A 22,576-nucleotide genomic window follows, 5' to 3' on the forward strand; every position below is an offset into this window, starting at 1 on the left:
CTACCGGTGCGGCTCCACAGTAGACAGTCCCGGTAGGGCAGCCGCGCGGGCAGCCTCGCTCACTTGCCCTCGTTGGTGATCTCCCAGGCGTCGCCGAACAGCTCCTTACCGCCTTTGGCGGTCTTCTTGTAGACGGTGTACTCCGCCCGCAGCTTCCCGGCCATCATGTCGGTGAAGTTGTCGTCGATGTACTTCGCGGCGGCCCCGGTGGCGCCCATGTCCTTGGCGTTCGGGTGTTTCCCGTACTGCGCGGTGACGTGGTACTCGACGACGTGCTTGTTCTTCTTGACCTCCGACTTGACCCGCTTCTCCACCTTCGAGTGGTGCTGGCTGTTGGCGCTCTTGGTCAGCGGCGTCAGGTTCTCCATGCTCTTGCCGGTCCCGCCGACCTTCTCGTTGAGCAGATGCCCCTGCACCATGTACGTCGAGAAGAAGTCCGCGGCGTCCTCACCGCCCTTCGTCGGCATCGAACCCGACTTCGGCCACCACGACGGCCGCACCGCCGGTTTGCTTCCCTTCTCCAGCTTCCCGGGATGCAGCTCGGCGCGCATCTCGGTGCCGCAGTCGTCGGAGAGCAGGCCGAAGTCGATGTAGGGGAAACCGGCGTACTTGCGCTGCACCGCCAGTGCCACGGCGGCGTTGCCCGCCGTCCGCTGGAGGCCGAGTAACGCGTGGGAGGGCGAAACACCCAGGCGAGAGCGGACCACCGCGCGCGGCGGCGGCGTGGGGCGGTCGGTCGCGTGATCGTGCATGACGGGCACTCCACTCGGGAGGGGGCTGACTCCCAGGGAACACCCGCACCGGGCGGCGGGCGGGTCCGCGCGGGCAACCGCCCGGACCACCGTCGAGGTGTGATCAGGCCTGCCCGAAGGGCCTTTCGGGTTCACCGCGGAGGAAGACCCGGCGCCCGGCAGGACAGACGGGGTGACGGGGCGACGGCCCGGCTCGCCGTCCGGCCTTCAAGGCCGGACGGCGGACACCCGACACGGTCAGGCGGGCAGGGGGCCGAACACGAGTGTGCCCGGGGCTTCGGCGTCATCACCGGCCCAGAACTCGAACCACAGATCGGCGAATTCCGTGCGGGACAATCGGCCGTCACCGTCGTCGTCGAGCAATGGGAAAATCGCGTCGGTATCGGTGCCGACTCCGTTCCACGCCTCGATCATCCGGCGGTATTCCTCCGCCGAGATGAGACCGTCGCCGTCTTCGTCGATCGCCTCGAACATGGTCTCGGCGGTGGCGGTCACCGCCTCGGGCATCGTCGGGAGGCGGTCGACGACGAGCAGGACCTCCTCGACGGTCACCTTGTCGTCGCGGTCGAGGTCGGAGGCGGCGAGCAGCGTCGTCCACCAGCCCAGCATGATCGCGTTGAGCCGTTCGTGATCGCCCGGCCCGCGAATCGTCGACCAGCGCGCGGCCAGGGCCGTGAAATCGCTCTCGTCGAGGAATCCGTCGTCGTCGGCGTCCATCGCGGTGAACACCCCGGTGACCTTTCGCCGTTGCAATTCGCTCGCCATGCATCGATGTTAAGCCGACCCGCCGAATGCGCACGTCACTCTTTCGAGTGCTTGCCCGATAGTGCACATCGGACGGTTCTTTGTGGGCGGAGAATGGGGAATCAGGTTCGGTGCCAGCGGGCTTCGGCGGCGCAGTAGCCCGCGAAGAGGATCAGCCCGAGCGCCACCGCGGCCAGCAGCCAGCGCCCGGCCGGAGCGTCGGTGAGGGCGCGCAGGGCACCGTCGATGCCGACGGCCTCATCGGGGTCGTAGTCGAGCGCGGCCTTGCCGACGAAGACGGCGGCGATGATCGCGATGATCCCGCGGGCGATGTACCCGCCCTTACCCAGGACGGTGACCGGGCGCCGCATGCGCGGCGAACTCACGTACATGTCCTCCATGAACTTCTCGCGCCATCCGTCGACGAGCCACACCACGCCCAGTACGGCGAGTCCGGCGGCGGCGAGGAGCACGAGCAACTGCCCGGCGGGCAGGTCGAGGATCGCGGCGGTGGCGTCCTCGGACTGGGCGTCGGTCGATGCGGCGTCCTTCCCGGCCAGCAGCAGGCCGAGGATCGACACGACGATCAGCGCGTACACAACAGCCCGCACGACCGACTCGACGCGGTCTTTCACACCACGGCCGCCGGCGATGGCGTCGGCGAGCTGCCAGATGGTCAAGGCGGTCAGGCCGATGGCCATCACCCACAGCAGGACGGCGCCGAAGGGCGTGGCGGCCACGACGTGCAGGGCCCCGGACTTGTCGGCCTTCTGGGATGTCGACCCGAAGGCGATGCCGAGCGCGAGGACGCCCATCAGCAGGTAGAGGACTCCGCGCGAGGCGAAGCCGACCTTGGCCAGACGGGTGAGGGCGGGGTGGCGCGCCACCTTGCTGGCGGCGTCGGATGTACCGGCGGTCATGTGGGTCTCCTCCAATGCGGCGAGGGGATCGGCCGCACGCCTTCGGGTACCCACGAGCGCGGGCGGGCATGCCGCGGGCGCGACGGCGCCACCGTGATCGGTCAGTTTTCGAGAAGCGCCGGCACCCCCGGGTTTCCTAGCCTGAGAATCACAGGCAGCGACGGAGGAGACCACCATGAGCACCACCGACAAGGACGCCACCACCGGAGATGGCGAGTGGAGCGACTTCGAGCGCGCGGCGATGAAGGAGCGCGCCAAGGAGCTCAAGTCGGCGCGCAAGCGCGGCAAGAAGGACCAGGAGGGCGACGTCCTCAAGACACTCGGCAAGCTCCCGCAGCCCGACCGCGAGCTGGGCGAGCGGATCCACGCTCTCGTCCGGGAGCACGCGCCGGACCTGACGTCGCGGCTGCGTTACGGCATGCCGACGTACTACGACGCCGACGGGAAGGTCGTCTGCTTCTTCCAGGCGGCCAGCAAGTACGACACGCGCTACTCGACGATCGGTTTCGAGGAGAACGCCAACATCGACGACGGCACCATGTGGCCGGTCGGGTTCGGGATGAACGAACTCACCGACGCCGACGCCGAGAGGCTGGCCGGGCTGATCGCGAAGGCGAAGGTCTAGCCGCTCAGGGGCGCGCGGGCGCGGAGTCGGCGGCGGCCCGGTGGCGGAGGTTGACCGGCGGTGTCGGAGTCGTCCGGTCCCAGGTGGGGACCGAGGGGCGGCGGACGACGAGGATCGCGGTCATGTCGTCGTCGGGGCCGCCGCCGCTGTGCGCGGTGAGGTCCTCGCGCAGGGCCGAGAGGATCAGTTCGGCGGGTTCGCGGTGCCAGTCCCGGAGGCGTTCTTCGAGCGGGTAGAAGACTCCGGCGGCATCGCGGGACTCGGTGATGCCGTCGGTGAACGCGAGCAGGCGGTCGCCCGGTGCGAAGGGGACCTCTTCGACGAGGTGCTCCGGGGCGTTGAGGCCGGGCAGGTTCAGCGGCGGGGAGTGCCGGGCGAACTCGACCGGGCGCGTGGTGTCACCGTGCTGGATCAGCGGCGGCGGGTGCCCGAGGCTGAGCAGCCGCACGACCGGGGCGTCGTCGGGGATCTCGGCGAGCAGGACGGTGGCGAAGCGGTCGGCGACGGTGGAGGTGTCGCCGGTGCGGGCGGTGTAGCGGTCGATGCTGCGTTCGAGCCGGGCGGCGAGTTCGGGGAGGTCGGCGGCGGCGTAGGCGTTCTCGCGGAAGGAGCCGGCCAGGAGGGCCGCCATCTCCACGGCGGGCAGGCCCCGGCCCTGGACGTCGCCGATCATCAGCCGGACGCTCGGGCCGACGCGCAGGGCCTTGTAGAAGTCGCCGCCGACGCGGGCGTGCTCGGCCGAGGCGTGGTACAGCAGGTGCAGGTCGACCTGGCCCAGCCGTGGCGGGAGCGGTCGCAGTACGACGCGCTGGACGGTCTCGGCGACCGCGCGGACCTGCCGCAGGTCGCGTTCCCGCGCCTGGCGCAGCCGGCTGACCCAGACCGAGGCGGCGGTCACGGTCGCCAGGGCGATCTGGTTGACGAGGGTGACCGAGGCGAAGCTCTCGTCGCGTCCGGCGGCGAGAACGGCGGAGGCGACCATCGCGGCCGCGCCGAAGGCGGCCGTCGACCGGCCCCGCCAGGTGGCGGCGGCCAGCGCCGGGACGGCGAAGAGGAAGCGGTCGTAGCGGCCTATCGCCGTGATGTACGCGACGACCGAGACCACCAGCAGGACCACGGGGAGGATGTGCCCGAAACGCAGGAGGAGTGCCGTTCCCCCGGCGCTGGGCCGGAATCGTCGGCGCACGGGGGCGGTTTCCTTTCGCTGCTCAGCACAGGTCACCCGGGGAGGGACGGGATGAAGCATACCCGAGAAACACTCATATAGCGCTATTCGGACATAGAGACCCTTGCCACCGATGGCCGTCCCGAGGCGGGGGTCACGACAGCCCGCCCACGCCCTTCCCGACCAATGTCACGCCGAGGACCAGCAGCAGGACCGCCATGACCGTGGCGTTGTTGGCCTCCAGCCAGACCTTGAGGCCGTCGAGCGGGCCGCGCATCCGCTCGGCCGCCACGGCGTAGCCGATGACCGGGACCGCGACGGTCGACACGGCGACGAGCACGAACACCGCCATGGCGGCCAGCCCGGGACCGACCGAGAGCCCGCCGAGAGCGGCCCCGGCGGCGACGCACAGGGCCAGGTTCTTCGGGTTGACCGCCGACAGGACGAAACCCAGGCCGAGCGCCTTGGCGGGGGTGAAGCGGTCGATCGCCGCCATCCACGCCGGGAGCTTCGCCGCCTCACCGGCGGCGGGACGACCGCGCCACTGCTTCACCGCCAGGGCGAGCATCACCACCCCGAGCAGGAGTTTCAGCCACGAGGCCCCCGCCGAGGGCTCACCACCTGAACCCAGGTCGGTGACCCCGGTCAACCACCAGAACAGGCCCGCCACGACGATCACACCGGCGACCCAGCCGAGCAGGAAACCCAGACTCGTACCGCCCGCCCGAGGCGCCAGCAGCATCAAGATCACCGCGATGATCGGGACGGGACTGATCGCGACCCCGACCGCGAGGGGCAGCAGATCCCCGATTGCTCCCCCCATGGCGGCCTCTTCCTATGCCTTCGGCGGCTTCGCCGACAGGAGCTGATTCGCCCAGCGGGTGCCCGGCGAGGTGTCCACGAGCAGCGCCTTGACCAGCAGTGTCAGCGGAACGGCGAGGACGGCGCCGATCCCGCCGAGGATCCAGGCCCAGAACACCAGGGCCAGGAATGTCAGCGTCACCGAGATGTCGACGCTGTTGCCGATGACCTTCGGCTGGACCAGCGACTGAAGCACGAAGTTGATGACGCAGTAGACCGCCACCACCCACAGCATCGTGCCGACACCGCCGTCGAGCAGCCCGAGCAGCGCCGGCGGGACGAGGCCGAGGATGAAGCCCACGTTGGGGATGTAGTTGGTGATGAACGACAGCAGCGCCCACAGCAGCGGAAGCGGAACACCGAGGGCCCACAGCGCGACACCGTCGAGCGCGGCGACGATGAGCCCGAAGATCGTCGAGACGATGAGGTACTTGCGGGTCCCGCGCGCGAAGCCCCGCAGCGCGGCGACCAGGTCGGGACGCGCCGCCCCGACGCGTTCGAGCCGCGCCCCGAAACCGGCCGCCTCCATGCCCATGAACAGCAGCAGGCTGAGCAGGAACAGCAGGTTCGTGAGCAGGCCGAGCAGCGACCCCGCCAGTGCCGACAACAGGTCGACGAGGTGTCCCGGGTCGAGCGAACCGACCATCGCCTTGACCGCGCCGGTGTCCACACCCCAGGTCGTCAGCCGCTCCTGAAGGGAGGCGAGCAACTCGTCGGCCCGGGCGGCGTACTGGGGTACGAGCGCGGCGAGCCGCCCGACGGAGATCACGAAGATCATGGCCCCGGCGGCGAGGATCCCGTACAGGACCAGCAACAGCACCGCCGTGCCAAGCCAGCGCGGCCAGCCCAACCGCACGAGGCGGTTCTGGACCGGCTTGAGGGCCACCACCAGGACCAGCGCGAGCGCTACCGGGGCGACGAGCCCGGCGGCGAGCTTGAGCCCGGCGGTGATGACGACGATCGCGGCGGCGGCGAGCAGGGCGCGGTCGACGCGTCCGGGCACGGGCGCCGCTTCCGGGCCGGTGGCCGGGATCGCGGGTGTCGCCGGGCCCTCGGGTGTCCGGGCCATGACCGCCTCCCCTCGCGGGTCCACTCTGGATCGCGGATGCCGAGGCCAGCATAAGTGGGCAATATTCGTGAATCGACCGGAACGGCGGATCATCGTCCCCACCGTAGAGAATCGAACATACCGGTTCGAATCATGAACAATCGTGTTACAACTGACGAACGCCAAGCCAATCCGGCTCCGGCCCGACTCGGGGGGTCGACATGTCGTTCTGGGACTTCTTCTGGCTGCTGCTCATCTGGCTGCCCCTGATGATGCTGTGGGGATTCGCGCTCGTCGACATCTTCCGCCGCGACGACCTCAAAGGCTGGCTCAAGGCACTGTGGGTGGTCGTGGTGATCCTGCTGCCGTTCCTCGGCACGCTGATCTACCTCATCGTGCGGCCCGTCGGCGCCACACCGGCCGAACGCGACGCCATCGACGAGGGCAGCCGCGCGTTCGTCGCCAAGTACACACCGGACAACAGCGCCGAACAGCTGCGCGTGCTGTCCGACCTGCACGACCGCGGCAAACTCACCGACGCCGAGTTCACCGCCGAGAAGGCGCGTGTGCTCGGAGCCGCACCGACGGCCTGACCCCGCCATCGTCTCCGGCTTCGTGTTCAGCCGCCCGCGCTGACTTCCGCTCCGGCGACCCCGTGCCAGATGCCCGAGTAGGTCATCCCCTCCGACGCCTTCGTCTCCCAGGCCGGACACCGCCGCACCCGGCACATGCTCACGGGCCTGGCGAGCATGGCGCTCATCGGATGCCCGCCGGCGCTCGCGCTGTTCCCCGTGGAGCTCTGACGCACCCGCCCGCGGCTACGCTTTCGGCAGTGACCGAAGGAGACCGGGATGGTGCTGGCACTGCGAGCCGCGGGCCTGTTCGACGGGGTCTCGCCCACACCGGCACCCCGGCCGATCGTCCTCATCGACGGCGACCGGATCGTCTCCGTACAGACCGGCGGCGAACCACCGACAGGCGCCCAGGTCATCGATCTCGGCACGGCCTGGCTGATGCCGGGGATGATCGACGCCCACCAGCACCTCTGCTTCGACGCGAGCGCCGACCCGATCGCCGCCCGCGACGACACCGCGATGCTGACGCAGATGCGCCGGGCGGCGCACTCGGCCCTGCTGGCGGGCATCACGACCGTCCGCGACCTCGGCGACCGCGGCCACGGAGCCGTCCGGCTGCGCGCCGAAGGCGGTGAACTGCCCACGATCCTCGCCGCCGGTCCCCCGATCACCACACCCCGGGGCCACTGCTGGTTCCTCGGCGGCGAGACTCACGGCGCCGACGGCGTCCGGGCCGCCGTACGCGACCGCGCCGAGCACGGCGCCGACGTGATCAAGGTGATGGTCACCGGCGGTGAGATGACCGCCGGAACCTACCCGCATCTGGCCCAGTTCGGCCCCGCCGAGATCACCGCCGCCGTGTCCGAGGCCCACGCCCTCGGACTGCCCGTCACCGGGCACGCCCACGGCGCACCGGGGATCCGGCTGGCCGTCGAGTCCGGAATGGACTCCATCGAGCACTGCTCGTTCCTGACCGCCGACGGCGCCGAGGCCGACACCGAACTCATCGCCATGCTCGCCGGCTCCGGCACGGTCGTCTCCGCCACCCTGGGGCACCTGCCGATGCCCGGTTACGAACCGCCGCCGCGCATCCAGGCGCTGCTGGTGAAACTGAGCGCCGTCTTCCTGGAGATGTCGACGGCCGGAGTCGACATGATCTGCAGCAGCGACGCCGGCATCAACCCCGCCAAACCGCACGGCGCCCTCGCCCACAGCGTCTCCCACTTCACCGAACTGGGCGGCCGCCACCTCGACGCCCTGCGCGGGGTGACCTCGCGGGCCGCCGAGGTGTGCGGCGTCGGCGACCGGAAAGGGCGGCTGGCACCCGGCTTCGACGCCGACATCGTCGCACTGCGCGCCGATCCGCTCGCCGACGTCACGGCCCTGCGGGAGGTCGCGGCGGTGTTCAAGGCGGGCCGCCGGATCTGAGGCGGGCTAGCGCGCGATCCGCTCGCGGTACCAGGCGAACGACGACTTCGCCACGCGCTCCTGCGTGGCGTAGTCGACGTGGACGAGCCCGAAGCGCTTGGTGAAACCCTCGGCCCACTCCCAGTTGTCCGTCAGGGACCACACGAAGTAGCCGCGCACGTCCACGCCTTTCGCGATCGCCTCCGCGATCGCGTCCAGGTGGGCCGACAGATACGCGACACGCTCGGGATCGTCGCAGCGACCGTCGGCACCGACGACATCGTCGTAGGCGCAGCCGTTCTCACTGACCACGACCACAGGCAGCGCGTCACCGTAACGATCACGCAGACCGGTCAGGGTCTCGGTGAGCCCCTCGGGCGCCACCGCCCAGCCGAAAGCCGTCAGTGGATGCCCTTCGGGCGCGACGACCTCCAGCGGGATCGGCCCATCGACGGCCCGGACGGCGTTGACCGCGTAGTAGTTCACACCCCACAGGTCCACCGGCGTGGCGATGACGTCCATGTCCCCGTCCCGCACGAAAGGCGCGACCAGCGGCTCCAGCTCCTCGGGATAGCGGCCGGTGAGCGGCGGATCGGTGAACAGCCGGTTCTGCAGGACGTCGTAGAGCGCGGCCACGGTCCGGTCGGCCTCGGAGTCACTCGCCGGACGCGCCGGCGCGTAACTGTTGATCGCCATCACCGACTCCGCGCCGGCCTCACGCAGCACCCGCACGGCCTTGCCCTGCGCCAGCAGCAGATGATGCGCCACGGCGAAGGCCTCGTCGAGCGGGAGCGTCAGCCCGGGCGCGTGCTCACCGAGGACGTGGCCGAGCATGCAGTGCTCGAAAGGCTCGTTGAGGGTGCACCAGACATCGACGTCACGACCGAGGGCGTCGACGGCGACGGCGGCGTACTCGGCGAAGCGGTCGGTGGTCTCGCGGTCGCACCACCCGCCCTTCTCCTGCAGCCACTGCGGCAGATCCCAGTGATACAGGTTCACCACCGGCCGGATCGCCCAGCGGGAGAGCCCGTCGAGGAGGCTCTCGTAGAACTCCAGCCCGGCCGCGTTCGGGCGCCCCGAATCGTCGGGCATGATCCGCGACCACGACAGGGAGAACCGGTAGGCGCGCACCCCGAGGTCGGCCAGCAGCGCGACGTCCTCCTCCCAGCGGTGGTAGTGGTCGGTCGCGACGTCCCCGGTGGAACCGTCGGCGATGGCGCCCGGCACGCGCGCGAAGGTGTCCCACACCGACGGCGTGCGCCCGTCCTCGGCCACCGCGCCCTCGGTCTGGTAGGCCGAGGTCGACACACCCCAGATGAAATTACGCGGAAACGCCTCCACGAACCCCTCCTCCGCCGCCCGGCCTTACGCTCGCAGGCAACTACACACCAGCGACGGCCGCTTGTCCAGAGTCCTTGACAGGCCAACGGCGGTGGCCCATTCTTCTCGGCACCACCCGGCGGGCCCGACCGTCGGCAGCAGAGGAGTCGCGGATGGCGGCCACCCCGACGGTCCCGCCCCGGACCGCCCTCGACGAGCCCACCGCGCCCATCGCCCGGCGCTGGCTCACCTTCTGGACGCTGGCCAACTTCGGCCTCTTCCTCGCCTACTACGCCACCCAGCAGATCCTCATCCCCCGCCACGCCGGTGCGATCACCGCCGACAGCGCCGGATCGGTCTGGGCGCAGAGCACCGCCAACGTCGCCGCGGCGGCCGTCGGCGTGGTCGCCCCGATCCTCATCGGCGTCTTCTCCGACCGCACCACCCACACCCGCGGCCGCCGCCAGATCTGGGTCGCCTGCGGAGCCGTCGTGGCCTTCGCCGGCCTCGTCGCGCAGGGCCTCCAGCAGACCGTGCTCGGACTGGTCCTGCTCTGGGCCTTCGTCCAGATAGGACTGTCGGCAACCACCGCCGCGCTCAACGCCGCCGTACCCGACGAGGTCCCCGTCAACCAGCGCGCGACCGTGTCGGCCTGGTTCGGCGTCGCCCAGTCCCTCGGCCCGCTGCTCGGCATCGCCCTGGTGGCACTGGTCCTGACCGGCATCGCCCCCGCCTACCTCGCCCTCGGACTGTGCCTCGTCGCGCTCGCCGTGCCCTTCTCCCTGGGCACCCGCGGCATCCCGCTCCCCAAGGGAGGCATGCCGCCGGTGAGCGTCGGCTCCATCCTTCGCGGCATCGTCGCACCACTGCGGCACGCCGACTTCGCGTGGGCCTGGGGCGGGCGCTTCCTCATCCAGCTGTCCAACGCCCTCGGCCAGATCTACCTCTACCAGTACCTCAAGGACCGAGTCGGCTTCGATCCCGACCTGGGCACCCTCATCCTCGTCGTCGTCTACGCCGTGGCCGTCACCGCCGCCGCCCTCCCCGTCGGCCGCATCTCCGACCGCAGCGGCCGCCGCAAACGCATGGTCGTCATCGCCTCGGTGCTCCAGGGCGTCGCCGGAATCCTGCTCGCCTTCGTCCCGACCATGCCCGGCGCCATCGCCGGCGCGGCGATCCTCGGCGTCGGCTTCGGCGCCTACATCGCCGTCGACCAGGCCCTGATCACCCAGGTCCTCCCCCGGGCCGAGGACCGCGGCAAGGACCTCGGCGTCATCCAGATCGCCAACACCGTGCCCTACGTCTTCGCCGCCGCCGTCGGCGGTGTCGTCATCAACCAGCTCGGCGGCTACGTGACGCTGTACATGCTCGTCCTCGCCACCGCCGTGCTCGCCGCGCTGTGCGTCGGGCCGATCAAAGGCGTGCGGTGACCCGAACGCCCTAGCATGGGCCCCATGACCGTTGACCTGTTCGCCGGCATTCCCGTCCACGACCGCGCGGCCGCGACCGCCTGGTACGAAAGGCTTCTCGGCGGCCCACCGTCCTTCCTGCCCAACGACACCGAAGCCGTCTGGGAGGTCGGCGAACACCAGTACCTCTACATCGAGGTGCTGCCCGGCAAGGCCGGGAACGCGATGCACACCCTCTTCGTCGGCGACTTCGACGAGCGGCTCGCGGCCATCGCCGGACGCGGGCTGACACCCGCCGAGAACGAGACCTACGACAACGGGGTCCGCAAGGCGATCTTCCGCGACCCCGACGGCAACGAGATCGGCTTCGGCGGCGGACCGGCCTGAGGCCGACGGTCAGCGCAGGATGTGGTGACCACGTCCCAGCAGCGCCCGGACCTCCGGATGCCGCGCGATGGCCGCACGGCGTGCCCGTCGTCGCGCCGACAGCCCTCCGGCGAGGACCGCGACGCCGATGCACCCGGCGATCGGGGCCGCCAAGCCGTCGAAGGTGAACCCGGTCGCGATCCCGCCGACCACGGCGACCCCGGCGGCCGCCGCCATGGCCGCACCGGCGATGAGCCGGTGCCCGGCGGTGCCGATCGGCCGGTCGGCGCACGCCCGGCACGACGGGAGCCGGACGGTCACGACAGGGGTTCGGGCCCTTCCGGGTCCGGTCAGGTGCACCGGGCGGTGGTCGCCGGCGCGGCCCCCGCACGACGCACACGGTCCACTTCGGATGGCCGGCCCGTGACCGGGCGAGGCGAGGACGGTGTCCAGCGCGTGGATCGCCTCGGCGAGTTCGGCGCGCAGTTCCACCCCGGTGGCCGCGCCTTGGAGGCGCCGGAGGGCGACGAGGGTCGCGGGGACGTCGCGTGTGACGGTGGCGTACTTGAACAGCAGGACGAGGGAGGTGCCGACGACGTCGTCGCGGAGGCGGTCGGCGGCCTCGGCGTCGAGCCGGTCGACGCGGGCGACGTGCGCGCGGGTGTTCCGCAGCAGCCGATCATGCAGTGCGAGGCCCTCGCCGGGTCGCGCCTCGCCGTCTTCGAGGGCCTGATCGCACATCGCGACCACCAGGTTGTTCACCACGACGGCGAGGTCCTGTCCGATGTGGACTTTCGCGCGGGCGCCGACGGCCAGCGCGGCCGCCGCCTCCAGGTGCCCGATGCCGGCCCGGACGGCCGCGGCACGCCGGGCCGGGCGATCGCCTCGGGTCGCGTTGATCTCGGCCACGACGCGCGCCCGGACGTGAGCGGCGAGCTCGTCGGCGATCCCGGCGGTGAGTTCGTGTTCCCCGCCGAGGACGGTGCGCAGGACGTGGAGGTCTTCGCCGTCGGCGATGGTGAGCGCGTGCTCCATGGCCTCGCCGTGGGGCTCGCCTCTCAGGTGCTCGACGGCCGCGCGGATGCACTCGGCCCGGGCGGCGACGGCGGTGCGCAGGGCGGTGTCGATGACCCGCTCGCCGAAACCCGAACGGCGCAGCGACCGCACCTGCACCTCGACGACTCCAGGATCGGCCACAGACGCGACGGCCAATCGGGCGTGGACGGTGAGCAGGGCCTGCGGGAGCACCTCGCGCAGGGCATCGACCTCGGCGGCCCCGGCACGGGGATCGCCGATGGCGGCGGCACGCTCACGCAGACGGTCCCAGCAGTCGTCCACGGCCAGGACGTCATGCCAGCACAGATAGGCCGCCGCCCACCGCTCGGCGCGGCCATCGGCCTCGCCCGGATCGGCCTCGACGGCGGCGTAGTGGGCGACGACGGCCCGGTTGTGCAGCGCCACGGCAGGCGAGGCGGGCCGTCCCGGCCACAGCCAGAACCATTCGTGGACCAGCCTCCGCACCGGATCGGCCAGTGTCGCCCGGACCCCGGCCGTGGCGCCGGAGAGGTCCCGGGCGGAGGCGGTCGTGGGCAGCCCGCTGAGCCGGAAGGCGTTGCCACGGTAGAGATCGGGCGTGGCGACACCGTCGACGGCCAGACCCACCACGTCTCGCGCGGGAACGGGCATCCCCCACCTCCTTCACCCCTCGCCGGCCGCGAATCCAGCGTGCGCGGGGCCCGGTGGGACCGGTCCTCACGCGGGTGCGTCATATCCGACACCTCACGTTGAGGGGCCTTCGTACCGGCTTTCGCTAGAGTCTTGAGACGAGTTCGCGGTTTCGACGGGAGGGAAGTCCGTGCAACCGTTGCGGGACGGTGACCCCCGCGCCGTCGGGGCCTACGAGCTGCGCGCGCGGCTCGGGCAGGGCGGCATGGGCGTCGTCTACTTCGGACTCGCACCGGACCGGCGGCCGGTCGCCGTCAAGGTGATCGGCGAGTGGGTGGCCCACGACCGCGACTTCCGCGCCCGCTTCCACCGCGAGGTCACCGCCGCCCGCAGGGTCACCGGCCCGTTCACCGCCGCCGTCCTCGACGACGATCCCGACGCCGAACTCCCCTGGCTGGCCACCGAGTACCTCGCCGGACTGTCACTGCACGAGGCCGTCGCCGCAACCGGCGCCCTGCCCCGCGCGACGACCCGCGTCCTCGCGCGCGGCCTGGCCGAGGCACTGGCCTCGATCCACGCGGCGGGCGTGGTCCACCGCGACCTCACACCGCAGAACATCATGCTCACCGACGACGGACCACGCGTCATCGACTTCGGCATCGCCCGCCCGGAGGGCGCGGCGGCGATCACCGAGGTCGGCGCGGCGATCGGCACCCGCAAGTACATGTCGCCCGAACACCTGGCCGGGCGGCGCTCGGGCACACCGGGCGACGTCTACTCCCTCGGCGCGGTCCTCGTGTTCGCCGCGACGGGCAGCGCCCCCGCCCCGGCGACGGGCGCCTGGCGCCGACGGCTCGCCGACCGCCGCGTGGCCGATCTCATCGACCGTTGCCTGGGCCGTGAACCGGCGACCCGGCCGTCGGCCGCCGAAGTCCTCGACATCCTCGACGGCCCGCCGGTCTCGCTGCGGGGCACCGGCTGGCTGCCCCGGCGGGTCGCCGAACGGATCCACGACCGCACCGAACGGGCGCGGGTGTCCCGCGAGGAGTTCACCGTCGGCCTGTCGGTGATGGCCGCCGAAACCCTCGACCCGCCCGGGGAACCCACCGAAGAGCCCCGCGCACCCGGGCGCGTGCCACGACGGGCGCTGATCGCCGGAACCGGGGCACTGCTGGCCGCGGGCACGGTCTGGGCGCTGACCGCACGCCACCGCTCCCCCGGCGCGACCCTGCACGCCGGCGCGTCGGCCTCTCCCGGCGCGGCCGGGCCCCCTCCGTCGCCGACGGTGCTGTGGAGGACACAGGTGAGCGACTTCTACCCCGACCTCGCCGTCGCCGGCGGCGTCGTCCTCGCCCACGAGGACGAGACCCTGCACGGCCTGTCGCCCGACACCGGCGAGATCCTCTGGAAACGCGACGCCCTCACGCACACCGTCGCCGGGGGCGTCCCGTACATCATGGACTCCTCGACCTTCCCGTGGAGCCTCAGCGCACTGCGGCCCGGCACCGGCGAGAAGGCGTGGAACCGCGACCTCGACGGCGGTTTCGCCGCACCGGGGCCGGTCACGACCGGTGCGGTGCTCGCCTACGGCGGCGAGACCACCTCGGCGGTCGCGGTCGCCAACGGAGCTCCACGATGGACGGTGAAGGTCAACTCCGAGCGCGGCATCGCCGCCGGAGACGGCATCGTCGCCGCACTCGACACCGCCCTGATCGCCCTCGACGCCCGCACCGGCGAGAAGCGGTGGACCTATGCGTTCACCCCCAACCAGGTCGCCGGGCTCACCCTCGGCGACGGCCTCGTCTTCGCCGGCGACGGGGAGGGCGTCCTGCACGCCGTACGCACCGAGGACGGCGAGCTCGCCTGGTCGCGGCAGGTCGGGTTCACCGGCTCGGCCGTCTTCGGCGACGGCGTCGTCCACGTCTGCGACTTCCTCGGCAACACCGCCGCCCTGCTCGCCGCGACCGGCGCGACGCTGTGGACGGCGACGATCGGCGCCGGCGAAGGGCGCTTCTACGGGCACGCCAACACCCTCGGCCTCATCGGCGGGACCCTGCTGGTCACCGCCACCGACAAGTCACTGCGGGCACTCGACCGCACCAACGGCGATCCACTGTGGACGTACGCGGCGGATGTCACGCCGACCTCGGCGGCGGTCGCCACCGGCGGGCTCTACTTCGCCGGGACCCGAGACGGCCACGTCGTGGCCCTCGAACCACCGACGGGAGGCGCGGATGCTACCGCTCCAGGAAGGTGACCCGCGCCAGATCGGCGGCTGCCGCCTGCTCGCGCGGATCGCCGTCGGCGGCACCGCGACCGTCTACTACGGACTGTCGCGAGGCGGCCGGGCGGTGGCCGTCAAAGTCCCCCATCCCCGCCACGGCGACGATCCACGGCAGCGCGAGCGCTTCCGCCACGAGATCGACCTGACCCGCGCCACGCACGCCGGATACGCCGCCGCGGTCGTCGACGCCGACCCCGACGCCGCCGTCCCGTGGATGGCCACGCGCTACCTCCCGTCGGTGTCCCTGCGGGAGGCCGTCGAACGCTTCGGCCCCTGGGACGCCGCCTCGGCCCGCTCCCTGGCCGCGGGCCTGGCCTCGGCGATGGCGCACGTCCACCGCGCCGGGCTCGTCCACCTCGACCTGACCCCGGCCAACGTCCTGCTCACCGCCGACGGACCACGCCTGGTCGACTTCGGCATCGCGCGGCGGATCGGCCCCGCCGGACACACCGCTCCCGGCCCCGCCGAAGGCGCGCGCGGCTTCATGCCGCCCGAACAGGCCGCCGGCGCGCCTCTCGGCCCCGCCGCCGACGTCCACGCCTTCGCCGCCACCGTCCTCTACGCCCTCACCGGCTCACCGCAGGCGGCACTCGCCACCGTCACCGATCCCGGCACCCGCGACATCCTGGCCGCCTGCGCCGACCCCGACCCGCACCGGCGGCCCACGGTCCCGGCGCTCCTGGCCCACCTGACGCGCGGGCCCGGCTTCGCCGACACCGGCCCGACACTGCCGCCGCCGGTCGCCGGGGAACTCACCCGCCGCGCCGCCGCCCCCGCCACCGCGCGGGGACCCGGTCGCCGCGCGGTCATCGGAATACTGCTCGCCGGCGGAGCCGTCCTGGGCACCGGTGCCGTCTTCGCCGCCACCTCCCGCGACGCGACCGGTGCCCTCGTCGGTCCACCGCCCGAGGCGAGCTCCTCGGCGGCCGGGCCGCCCGAGCGGACACTGGAGTTCGAGGTCGACGCCGACGTCGTGCTCACGACCCTGGTGTACACCGTCGGGGATCAGGAGACGACCCTGACGAAGGTGAAGACACCGTGGCGGACGACGGTGCTGATCCCGCCCCTGCCGCAACTGACGAAATGGAAGATCGCCTACACCTTCCCGCCGGGCGACACCGAGTACCGCGTGCTCGTCGACGGTTTCCAGGTGACCAGCGGATCGAGCGGGAGCACCGGCAAGCCGTACCACGGTGGCGGCGAAGGCGAGCACTGACGAAGGACCCCTCCCATCGAGGCGGCATAGCTTTGACGGTGACGGGAAGTGAGAGAGGACCGGAGATGGCCGCCGACAAAGTCAAACTGCTGCGCTGGGACGACGGCAGCCTCGCCGACCGCCCGATCACCGAACCGCCGGGCACCCTGCTGGTGCTGTCGACCTCGGGCGGTCTGAGCGTCACGCCCGACAGCGCCTTCACGGTCCTCTTCGGCCGCAACTACCCCGAGGTGCACGTGTGCGTCGGCGCCAACGACCGCAACGTCAGCCGCCTCCAGGGCCGCATCACCCGCGAGCACTCGCGCTGGACGCTGAGCAATCTGGGCAAGTCCCCGATCCGGATGCCGGGGGCCGGGCTGGTCTTGACCGGGCATCGCGCGGAGCTGCCGCCGACCTACGCGCCCCTGTCGGTGCTGTCGCCGCGACAGGAGTACCTGCTGGAGGTGCGGGTGGTCGGCCCGCGTCCGCAGGGCACGGGCGGTGAGGTCTTCGAAGACCTCACGATCACGCGCCCGAAGTGGACGCTGTCGGCCGAGGAGCGGCTCGTCGTGGTGTGCCTGGCCCAGCGCTATCTGCGCGGCGAGCCCTATCCGCAGCCGCTGACGTGGGGCAGGGTCGCCGAGCAACTGGCCGGGCGGCACCCGCAGGTGCGCTGGAACGCCCATCGTGCCGCCAACATCGTCGGCAGGGTCCGCAGGACCCTGCACGGCGCCGGGGTGGCCGGGATGGTCGAAGAGGAGATCCCGCAGCCGGTCGGGAACGCCCTCAACCACAACCTCATCGTGGAGTTGATGGCATCGACCACAATCAAGCGCGAAGACCTGGCGTTGCTGGGCGAGGCCTAGGCGGAATCCGCGGCGCTCCGGTCTGGACTAGAAGGCTATTCTAGAAATATTCTCTAGCCCCTCGGGGAGATCCCTCCGACCCGAGCCACCGCCCCCTAGGAGAACGCCCGTGAATCCCCTCGAGGACTCCGATCCGCGCAACGTCGGAAGCTACCGGATGCTCGCCGTCATCGGCGAAGGCACCACCGGGCGTGTCCTGCTGGGTGCCGCGCCCGACGGGAAACTCGTCGCGCTGAAACTCATCCGGCAGGAACTCACCCTCGACGACGGCTTCCGCATGCGCTTCCGCGGCGAGATCGACGCCGCCCGCCGGGTCTCGGGACCGTTCACGGCCTCCATCATCGACGCCGACCCCGACGCACCCGCCCCCTGGGTGGCCACCGAATTCATCCAGGGCCCCACCCTGCACGAAGTGCTCATGGCCGGCGGGGCCCTGCCCGAAGACCAGGCGCTGCGGCTCGCCGCCGGCGTCGCGACCGGCCTCGCCGAGATCCACCAGACCGGCATCGCGCACCGCGACCTCAAGCCGTCCAACGTGATCCTGTCCCCCGAAGGCGCCAAGATCGTCGGCTTCGGCGTCGCGGCTACCCCGTCCTACGGATCACCCGAATACGCCGAAGACGTCTTCGCGCTCGGCGGCGTCGTCTACACCGCCTGCACCGCCGTCCCCGTCCAGCCCGGATACGGCGCCCCCGACCTCAACGCCCTCCCACCACGCGTCCGCGGCGTCATCGAACCCTGCTTCGCCGACCCCGGCGCCCGCCCGGCACCGCTGGCCGTCCAGCAGGCCGCCGGCGGCATCTACCCGGGCGCACAACCGTGGACCCCGGCGGTGGACAACCTGGCCGGTGCCCAAAACGCCGCCATCGGCCAGTTCGCCGGACCGCAGGCCGGCGGCTACCCCTCGCCGCCGATGATGGACCCGACAACACAGATGCAGCAGGTCGGGCCCTACGAGCCCGCACAGAACTGGCAGTACTCCGCACCCCCGGCCCCGACCGGCGCGTGGGCACCACCGCCGCCCGGCTACCCCATGGGCCCGCCCCCGCCGAAGAAGAACCACCTCGTGTGGATCCTGCCCGTCGCGGCCGCCGCCGTGGTCGTCCTCGTCCTCGTCATCGCCCTCGTGGTCATCAACAACAACGGCGGCGACGGCGGAGACCTCACCGCCGACGAGACACCGACCGACTGGTCCTACCCCGACGACGAGACCACCACGCCCACCGAGGAGCCCGAACCGACCTTCGACCCCTCCACCCTCAACGACGAGGGCACCGACGAGACGCCGATCGACGCCACCGCACTCCTCGCCGACGAGTTCACCGACTCCGAGGGCGTCCTCTACACGCTGCGTTCGTCGGGACCCGACGACTGCGTCCAGGACACCCAGGAGAACAACGTCAACGGCCTCCTCGAAGACGGCGGCTGCGACCAGATGGTCGTCGGCACCTACGTCGACCACACCGACCAGATCCTCGTCGCGGTCATGGTCATGCCCATGAGCGACGAGAGCGCCGCCCAGGACGCCTACGACGAGGCCACCGACACCTACACCCAGGACTGGGGCATCTGGTGCCCGCCCGACGGCGACACCGGCGACGAGGTCTGCGACGACGGCGACTGGTCCAGCGCCACGATGTCGGGCTGGGTCTCCCAGCAGTACCGCTACCTGGTCCACACCACGGCCCTCTACATCAACGTCAGCCAGGACGCCGACGCCGCCGACTGGACCGACCCCGCCGCCGAAGCCGCGGCCAACGCCTCCGGCCCGCAGAACTACTACGACGAGCTGTGACCGGCCGCCCCCGGTGGCGGCGTTGAGGGAGGATGCGTGGTGTGACCACGCATCCTCCACAGCCGGGCAGCCTCGCCGAGGCCGTCGAGGTCCGCGCCGAGGCGGTCGCGCAAGCCCGTGAACTGCCGGGCGGCCGCGCCGAACTGCTGCAAGCACTGACCACGCTCCTCAACGAGATCGCCGAAGCCGAGAACGCCGGCGAACTCCTTGAGCCCTACACCGACCAGGCCGGAGCCTGCGCCGAAGAAATCCTCGACCTGTGCGCCGAACTGGCCCGCGAACCCGACGCCGACCTGGTGGAACTGGCCGGAACGGTCGGGGCGGCCGTCGAGCGCTACGGCTGGATCGACGACACCGCACAGATCCGGCTCGTCGCACCCGCGCTTCGCCTGCTCACCGGCTGGGCCGTCACGGGCTCCTCGGGAGTCGTCCTCGAATGCGGACGGGCGGCCGCGGCCAACATCGACCTGCTCGCCGAGGCCGACCGCTTCGACGAGGCGCTCATGCACTCACAACGGCTCCTCCTGGCCTACGAACGGCACTTCGCCACCGACCCCGCCCTCTTCCGCTGGCACCTCGCCGACGCCCACGGCAAACACGCCCACCTCCTGGTCTGCCACGGACTCAAACACGCCGCCGTCGCCCACTCCGAACGCGCCGTCGCCCTCGCCCTGACCGTCGACCTCGACGAACACGACATCACCGACTGGCTCACCCCACTCCTGGAGGCGCACATCCGGCGCCTGCGCACCGCCGGTGACCTCGACGCAGCCCGCGCCGCCGTCGAACGGCTCCTCGACGTGCTCCCCGACCCCTCCCCCGAGCGAGCCCGCGCCCTGACCACCGTCCGCACCGACCTCACGGCCGGCGAGGACACCACCGCCGCGATCGCCGCCGCCGAACGCGAGATCGCCGCCTGGCAGGCCCTCCCCGACCAGCCCCTGCGACTGTCGCAGGCCTTCCGCGCGCTCGCCGGTCTCCAGTCGCGGGAAAAACAGCGCGACGAGGCCGCCGACACCGCCATGCGAGCCCTCGCGATCGTCGAAGCGGCCCACGCCGCCAAGGAATGCGGCCGCGAACCGGTCGCCGCCACACTCCGCCAGGTCGTCGTCCTCCTGCTGCGCGCCGGAAGGCACACCGAAGCCCTCGCCCACAGCGACCGGGAACTGGCCGCCTGGCGCGAACTCTTCGACGCGATGGGCGAGCGCAACCACGAACCCTGGGCCAACGCCAGCAACAACCGGGCCGTCGCGCTCAACCACCTCGACCGCCACACCGAGTCCCTCGAACACTCCGCCAACGCCGTCGCCCACTACGACCTGCTGGCCACCACCCGGCCCGACCACCGCGCGGCACTGGCCAACGCCCTGTTCACCCGCCACGCCGCCCTGCGCGACCTGCGCGAATACGTCTCCGCCACGACCTGCACCAACCGCATGATGCGGATCTACGACGAACTCGCCGAGGCCGACCCCGACGACCACCCCCTCGAACGGGCCGAGTCGCGACAGGTGCACGCCGGACTGCTGTCGGCGATGGGCAGGCACCGTCCCGCGATGCACTGGTCCGCGCGCGCCATCGAGCTCTTCGACGCCCTCATCGAGCGCTACCCCGGCAAGTACACCGCGCAGTACGCCGGAGCACTGACCAGCCGACTCGTCGTACTCCAAGCCGCCGGCGAACCACCACGCGCGCTCCTGCGCGTGTCGGGCAAGGCCGCCGACCTGGAAAACCGCCTCCACGACGACGACCCCGGCCGCCGATGGTCGCAACGCGCGATGGCCCTGACCAACCACGCCATCTGCCTGTCCTCGGCCGGACGGCTCCGCGAGGCCGCCGCATGCAGCGCCGAAGCCGTCGCCGCCTGCGAAGACGCCCCCGAGGGAACCCGCGACGCCCGCAGGCTCGCCGAATGCCTCGACAAACACGGCAACCACCTCGACGCCCTCGGCCGCCACGAAGAAGCCCTCGCCTCCTCCACACGCGCGATGGCCGTCTACGACGAACTCCTCGCCACCGACCGGAACCTGTTCCTGGCCGACGCCGCCGCCGTCATGGACAACCACGCCGCCAAACTCGCCGCGACGGGACGACTCGACGAGGCCATCACCCGCTCCCGGGAAAGCGTCGCGATGTTCGCCGAACTCGCCGCCGAAGGCCTGTGGCGCAAGGCCTACGGCGTCGCCCTGGCCAACCTCGCGCACCGCCTCAAAGCCGCCGACCACCCCGACGAGGCCGTCGAACCCTCGGCGCACTCCCTGCGGCTGCGCACCGAACTGGCCGAAACCGGCGGCCCGGAACTACGCGCCGACCTCGGACAGGCCTCCCTCAACCACGGCCACACCCTCGGCCTGACCGGCGACACCGAAGGCGCACGGCACCACACCGCCGAAGCCGTCGCGATCCTCGACGACATGGTCGAACTCGACCGCCCGGCCTACCTCGCACTGCTCGCGCAGGCCGTGCACAACCTCGCCTCCTACCAGGACGGCGACGAAGCCGCCGAAACCTCACGCCGGGCCGTCGAACTGCGCCACGAGCAGGTCGCCACCGACCGCGAACTCCACCTGCCCGAACTGGCCACATCCCTGAAATACGCCGTGAAGTACCACGACCGCGCCGGGCAGGCCGACCGCGCCGAGGAGTACGCCCGAACCGAGATCGACGTCTGCGACGAACTACCCGACCGCCGTGCCCGGGCCGAACTACGGCAGGCCCTCGCGAACCGGCTGATGAGAGCGGGCCGACGCGCCGAAGCGGTGGCACCCATCGGCGAAGCCGTCGCACTCGCCCGCGCGCTCACCGCCGCGGACCGGCCCGCACACGTCGACCTGCTGCGCAACACACTGTCGGACAGCGCCTGGATCCTCTGCGACGGCGAACCCCACGCCGCCCTCGCCGCCACGACCGAGTGCCTCGCACTGTCGGAGGAACTCGACGGCGACTACGACCTCGCCCACGCCCTCGACGGACACGGCTCGATGCTCGCCGAACTCGGCAGGCACGCCGAAGCCCTCGACCACTACGCCCGCGCACTGCCACTGTGGGAGGCGATCGCCGCCGACGGCCGTCCGTCGGCGATCGGCGACGTCGCCTGGTGCCGAACCTTCCGGTCGATCTCGCTGGCCGCGCTCGGCCGTGACACCGAGGCGCTGGAGGAGTCGGCGACGGCGGTCACGCTGTACACCGGCCTGCCCCGGATGCGGGCCGACCTCGCCTTCGCCGAGCAGGAACACGCGCTGCGCCTGCACGCTGTCGGCCGAACCGAGGAGGCGAAGGAGTCGGCGACGACCGCGCTCGCGCGCTACGAGGAACTGACCGCCGAAGCACCCGCCGCACACCGGCCGCAACTGGCGAACGCCCTGCTGACGGCCGCGATCGTCGGCGCCGGCGACCCGCGTGAACTCGCCGGGCGGGCGCTCGCCGCCTACCGCGAGGTGCGGGCCGCCGACCCGGGCGCCTACGCCGCGAAGGTGCGCGCGGCCGCGGAGTTCCTACGCTCGCTGGGGTAGCCGCCCCTCGGCGTCCACTCCGGACGGGCCCGTCGGGGATACCGCCGTGAGGCGACGCCGGATCCCG

19 protein-coding genes are annotated in these 22,576 nt (G+C 71.7%); 10 read left to right on the forward strand and 9 right to left on the reverse strand.

Annotation, left to right across the window (positions count from 1 at the left end; translation table 11 throughout):
• Window positions 1–59 precede the first annotated feature (59 nt).
• The 3 genes from HNR73_RS32320 to HNR73_RS32330 all read right to left on the reverse strand — a co-directional run bounded on the left by HNR73_RS32320 (window position 60) and on the right by HNR73_RS32330 (window position 2,416).
• The gene (locus HNR73_RS32320; protein WP_184791497.1) at window positions 60–752 is read right to left on the reverse strand and encodes a DNA/RNA non-specific endonuclease; all 693 of its coding nucleotides are present in this window, start codon (window positions 750–752) and stop codon (window positions 60–62) included.
• A gap of 237 nt (window positions 753–989) precedes the next feature.
• Window positions 990–1,517 carry an EF-hand domain-containing protein gene (locus HNR73_RS32325; RefSeq protein WP_184791498.1) on the reverse strand — a complete coding sequence of 176 codons (528 nt, stop codon included), beginning with the start codon at window positions 1,515–1,517 and terminating at the stop codon, window positions 990–992.
• Between the two features lie 101 nt (window positions 1,518–1,618).
• Entirely contained in the window at window positions 1,619–2,416 is a 798-nt protein-coding gene (locus tag HNR73_RS32330; protein ID WP_184791499.1) for a DUF1206 domain-containing protein, read from the reverse strand.
• A 175-nt stretch (window positions 2,417–2,591) separates the two neighbouring features.
• On the opposite strand from HNR73_RS32330, the gene HNR73_RS32335 reads away from it, so the two are divergent.
• A complete protein-coding gene (locus tag HNR73_RS32335) occupies window positions 2,592–3,041 on the forward strand; it encodes an iron chaperone (protein ID WP_184791500.1) in 450 nt (149 codons plus the stop codon).
• 4 nt (window positions 3,042–3,045) lie between these two features.
• On the opposite strand, the gene HNR73_RS41015 is transcribed toward HNR73_RS32335, so the two are convergent.
• The 3 genes from HNR73_RS41015 to HNR73_RS32350 form a co-directional block, all read right to left on the reverse strand.
• Window positions 3,046–4,227 (reverse strand): PP2C family protein-serine/threonine phosphatase, encoded by a 1,182-nt coding sequence (locus tag HNR73_RS41015; RefSeq protein WP_184791501.1) that lies wholly within the window; start codon window positions 4,225–4,227, stop codon window positions 3,046–3,048.
• A 133-nt stretch (window positions 4,228–4,360) separates the two neighbouring features.
• Window positions 4,361–5,029, reverse strand: coding sequence for a GAP family protein (locus tag HNR73_RS32345; protein ID WP_184791502.1), 669 nt, complete (start codon window positions 5,027–5,029; stop codon window positions 4,361–4,363).
• Between the two features lie 12 nt (window positions 5,030–5,041).
• Window positions 5,042–6,136: an AI-2E family transporter gene (locus HNR73_RS32350; protein ID WP_184791503.1), complete on the reverse strand. Its 1,095-nt coding sequence runs from the start codon at window positions 6,134–6,136 to the stop codon at window positions 5,042–5,044.
• Between the two features lie 200 nt (window positions 6,137–6,336).
• On the opposite strand from HNR73_RS32350, the gene HNR73_RS32355 reads away from it, so the two are divergent.
• Window positions 6,337–6,708: an SHOCT domain-containing protein gene (locus tag HNR73_RS32355; protein WP_184791504.1), complete on the forward strand. Its 372-nt coding sequence runs from the start codon at window positions 6,337–6,339 to the stop codon at window positions 6,706–6,708.
• A gap of 26 nt (window positions 6,709–6,734) precedes the next feature.
• Here HNR73_RS32355 and HNR73_RS40340 read toward each other — a convergent pair whose 3' ends face one another.
• A complete protein-coding gene (locus HNR73_RS40340; protein ID WP_260337578.1) occupies window positions 6,735–6,866 on the reverse strand; it encodes a hypothetical protein in 132 nt (43 codons plus the stop codon).
• Between the two features lie 100 nt (window positions 6,867–6,966).
• Between HNR73_RS40340 and HNR73_RS32360 the strand changes: the two genes are divergently transcribed.
• Window positions 6,967–8,118: an amidohydrolase family protein gene (locus HNR73_RS32360; RefSeq protein ID WP_221331244.1), complete on the forward strand. Its 1,152-nt coding sequence runs from the start codon at window positions 6,967–6,969 to the stop codon at window positions 8,116–8,118.
• Between the two features lie 6 nt (window positions 8,119–8,124).
• Here the strand turns inward: HNR73_RS32360 and HNR73_RS32365 are convergent, their stop codons facing one another.
• Window positions 8,125–9,438, reverse strand: coding sequence for a GH1 family beta-glucosidase (locus tag HNR73_RS32365; RefSeq protein ID WP_184791505.1), 1,314 nt, complete (start codon window positions 9,436–9,438; stop codon window positions 8,125–8,127).
• Between the two features lie 152 nt (window positions 9,439–9,590).
• Between HNR73_RS32365 and HNR73_RS32370 the strand changes: the two genes are divergently transcribed.
• On the forward strand, window positions 9,591–10,847 hold the full coding sequence (locus tag HNR73_RS32370) for an MFS transporter (protein WP_184791506.1): 1,257 nt from the start codon (window positions 9,591–9,593) through the stop codon (window positions 10,845–10,847).
• 24 nt (window positions 10,848–10,871) lie between these two features.
• Window positions 10,872–11,213, forward strand: a complete 342-nt coding sequence (locus HNR73_RS32375; protein ID WP_184791507.1) for a VOC family protein — start codon at window positions 10,872–10,874, stop codon at window positions 11,211–11,213.
• Window positions 11,214–11,222: 9 nt separating this feature from the next.
• Here the strand turns inward: HNR73_RS32375 and HNR73_RS32380 are convergent, their stop codons facing one another.
• Window positions 11,223–12,878 carry a hypothetical protein gene (locus HNR73_RS32380; protein WP_184791508.1) on the reverse strand — a complete coding sequence of 552 codons (1,656 nt, stop codon included), beginning with the start codon at window positions 12,876–12,878 and terminating at the stop codon, window positions 11,223–11,225.
• 169 nt (window positions 12,879–13,047) lie between these two features.
• Here HNR73_RS32380 and HNR73_RS32385 point away from each other — a divergent pair, with 169 nt between their 5' ends.
• The 5 genes from HNR73_RS32385 to HNR73_RS32405 all read left to right on the forward strand — a co-directional run bounded on the left by HNR73_RS32385 (window position 13,048) and on the right by HNR73_RS32405 (window position 22,509).
• Window positions 13,048–15,114: a serine/threonine-protein kinase gene (locus HNR73_RS32385; RefSeq protein ID WP_184791509.1), complete on the forward strand. Its 2,067-nt coding sequence runs from the start codon at window positions 13,048–13,050 to the stop codon at window positions 15,112–15,114.
• Entirely contained in the window at window positions 15,092–16,357 is a 1,266-nt protein-coding gene (locus tag HNR73_RS32390) for a serine/threonine-protein kinase (RefSeq protein ID WP_184791510.1), read from the forward strand. The genes HNR73_RS32385 and HNR73_RS32390 overlap by 23 nt, the downstream gene beginning before the upstream one ends.
• A gap of 65 nt (window positions 16,358–16,422) precedes the next feature.
• On the forward strand, window positions 16,423–17,202 hold the full coding sequence (locus HNR73_RS32395; protein ID WP_184791511.1) for an FHA domain-containing protein: 780 nt from the start codon (window positions 16,423–16,425) through the stop codon (window positions 17,200–17,202).
• A gap of 109 nt (window positions 17,203–17,311) precedes the next feature.
• A complete protein-coding gene (locus HNR73_RS32400) occupies window positions 17,312–18,997 on the forward strand; it encodes a serine/threonine-protein kinase (protein ID WP_184791512.1) in 1,686 nt (561 codons plus the stop codon).
• A gap of 41 nt (window positions 18,998–19,038) precedes the next feature.
• On the forward strand, window positions 19,039–22,509 hold the full coding sequence (locus tag HNR73_RS32405; RefSeq protein WP_184791513.1) for a tetratricopeptide repeat protein: 3,471 nt from the start codon (window positions 19,039–19,041) through the stop codon (window positions 22,507–22,509).
• Window positions 22,510–22,576: the final 67 nt, after the last annotated feature.

The organism is Phytomonospora endophytica (assembly GCF_014202425.1).
GTDB classification, from domain to species: Bacteria; Actinomycetota; Actinomycetes; order Mycobacteriales; family Micromonosporaceae; genus Phytomonospora; species Phytomonospora endophytica.

Excerpts from the sequence above, each read along its gene's own strand:
- HNR73_RS32320 (WP_184791497.1), bottom strand. The coding sequence starts at position 752 with ATGCACGATCACGCGACCGACCGCCCCACGCCGCCGCCGCGCGCGGTG.
- HNR73_RS32325 (WP_184791498.1), bottom strand. The coding sequence starts at position 1,517 with ATGGCGAGCGAATTGCAACGGCGAAAGGTCACCGGGGTGTTCACCGCG.
- HNR73_RS32330 (WP_184791499.1), bottom strand. The coding sequence starts at position 2,416 with ATGACCGCCGGTACATCCGACGCCGCCAGCAAGGTGGCGCGCCACCCC.
- HNR73_RS32335 (WP_184791500.1), top strand. The coding sequence starts at position 2,592 with ATGAGCACCACCGACAAGGACGCCACCACCGGAGATGGCGAGTGGAGC.
- HNR73_RS32345 (WP_184791502.1), bottom strand. The coding sequence starts at position 5,029 with ATGGGGGGAGCAATCGGGGATCTGCTGCCCCTCGCGGTCGGGGTCGCG.
- HNR73_RS32350 (WP_184791503.1), bottom strand. The coding sequence starts at position 6,136 with ATGGCCCGGACACCCGAGGGCCCGGCGACACCCGCGATCCCGGCCACC.
- HNR73_RS32355 (WP_184791504.1), top strand. The coding sequence starts at position 6,337 with ATGTCGTTCTGGGACTTCTTCTGGCTGCTGCTCATCTGGCTGCCCCTG.
- HNR73_RS40340 (WP_260337578.1), bottom strand. The coding sequence starts at position 6,866 with ATGCTCGCCAGGCCCGTGAGCATGTGCCGGGTGCGGCGGTGTCCGGCC.
- HNR73_RS32360 (WP_221331244.1), top strand. The coding sequence starts at position 6,967 with ATGGTGCTGGCACTGCGAGCCGCGGGCCTGTTCGACGGGGTCTCGCCC.
- HNR73_RS32370 (WP_184791506.1), top strand. The coding sequence starts at position 9,591 with ATGGCGGCCACCCCGACGGTCCCGCCCCGGACCGCCCTCGACGAGCCC.
- HNR73_RS32375 (WP_184791507.1), top strand. The coding sequence starts at position 10,872 with ATGACCGTTGACCTGTTCGCCGGCATTCCCGTCCACGACCGCGCGGCC.
- HNR73_RS32380 (WP_184791508.1), bottom strand. The coding sequence starts at position 12,878 with ATGCCCGTTCCCGCGCGAGACGTGGTGGGTCTGGCCGTCGACGGTGTC.
- HNR73_RS32390 (WP_184791510.1), top strand. The coding sequence starts at position 15,092 with ATGCTACCGCTCCAGGAAGGTGACCCGCGCCAGATCGGCGGCTGCCGC.
- HNR73_RS32395 (WP_184791511.1), top strand. The coding sequence starts at position 16,423 with ATGGCCGCCGACAAAGTCAAACTGCTGCGCTGGGACGACGGCAGCCTC.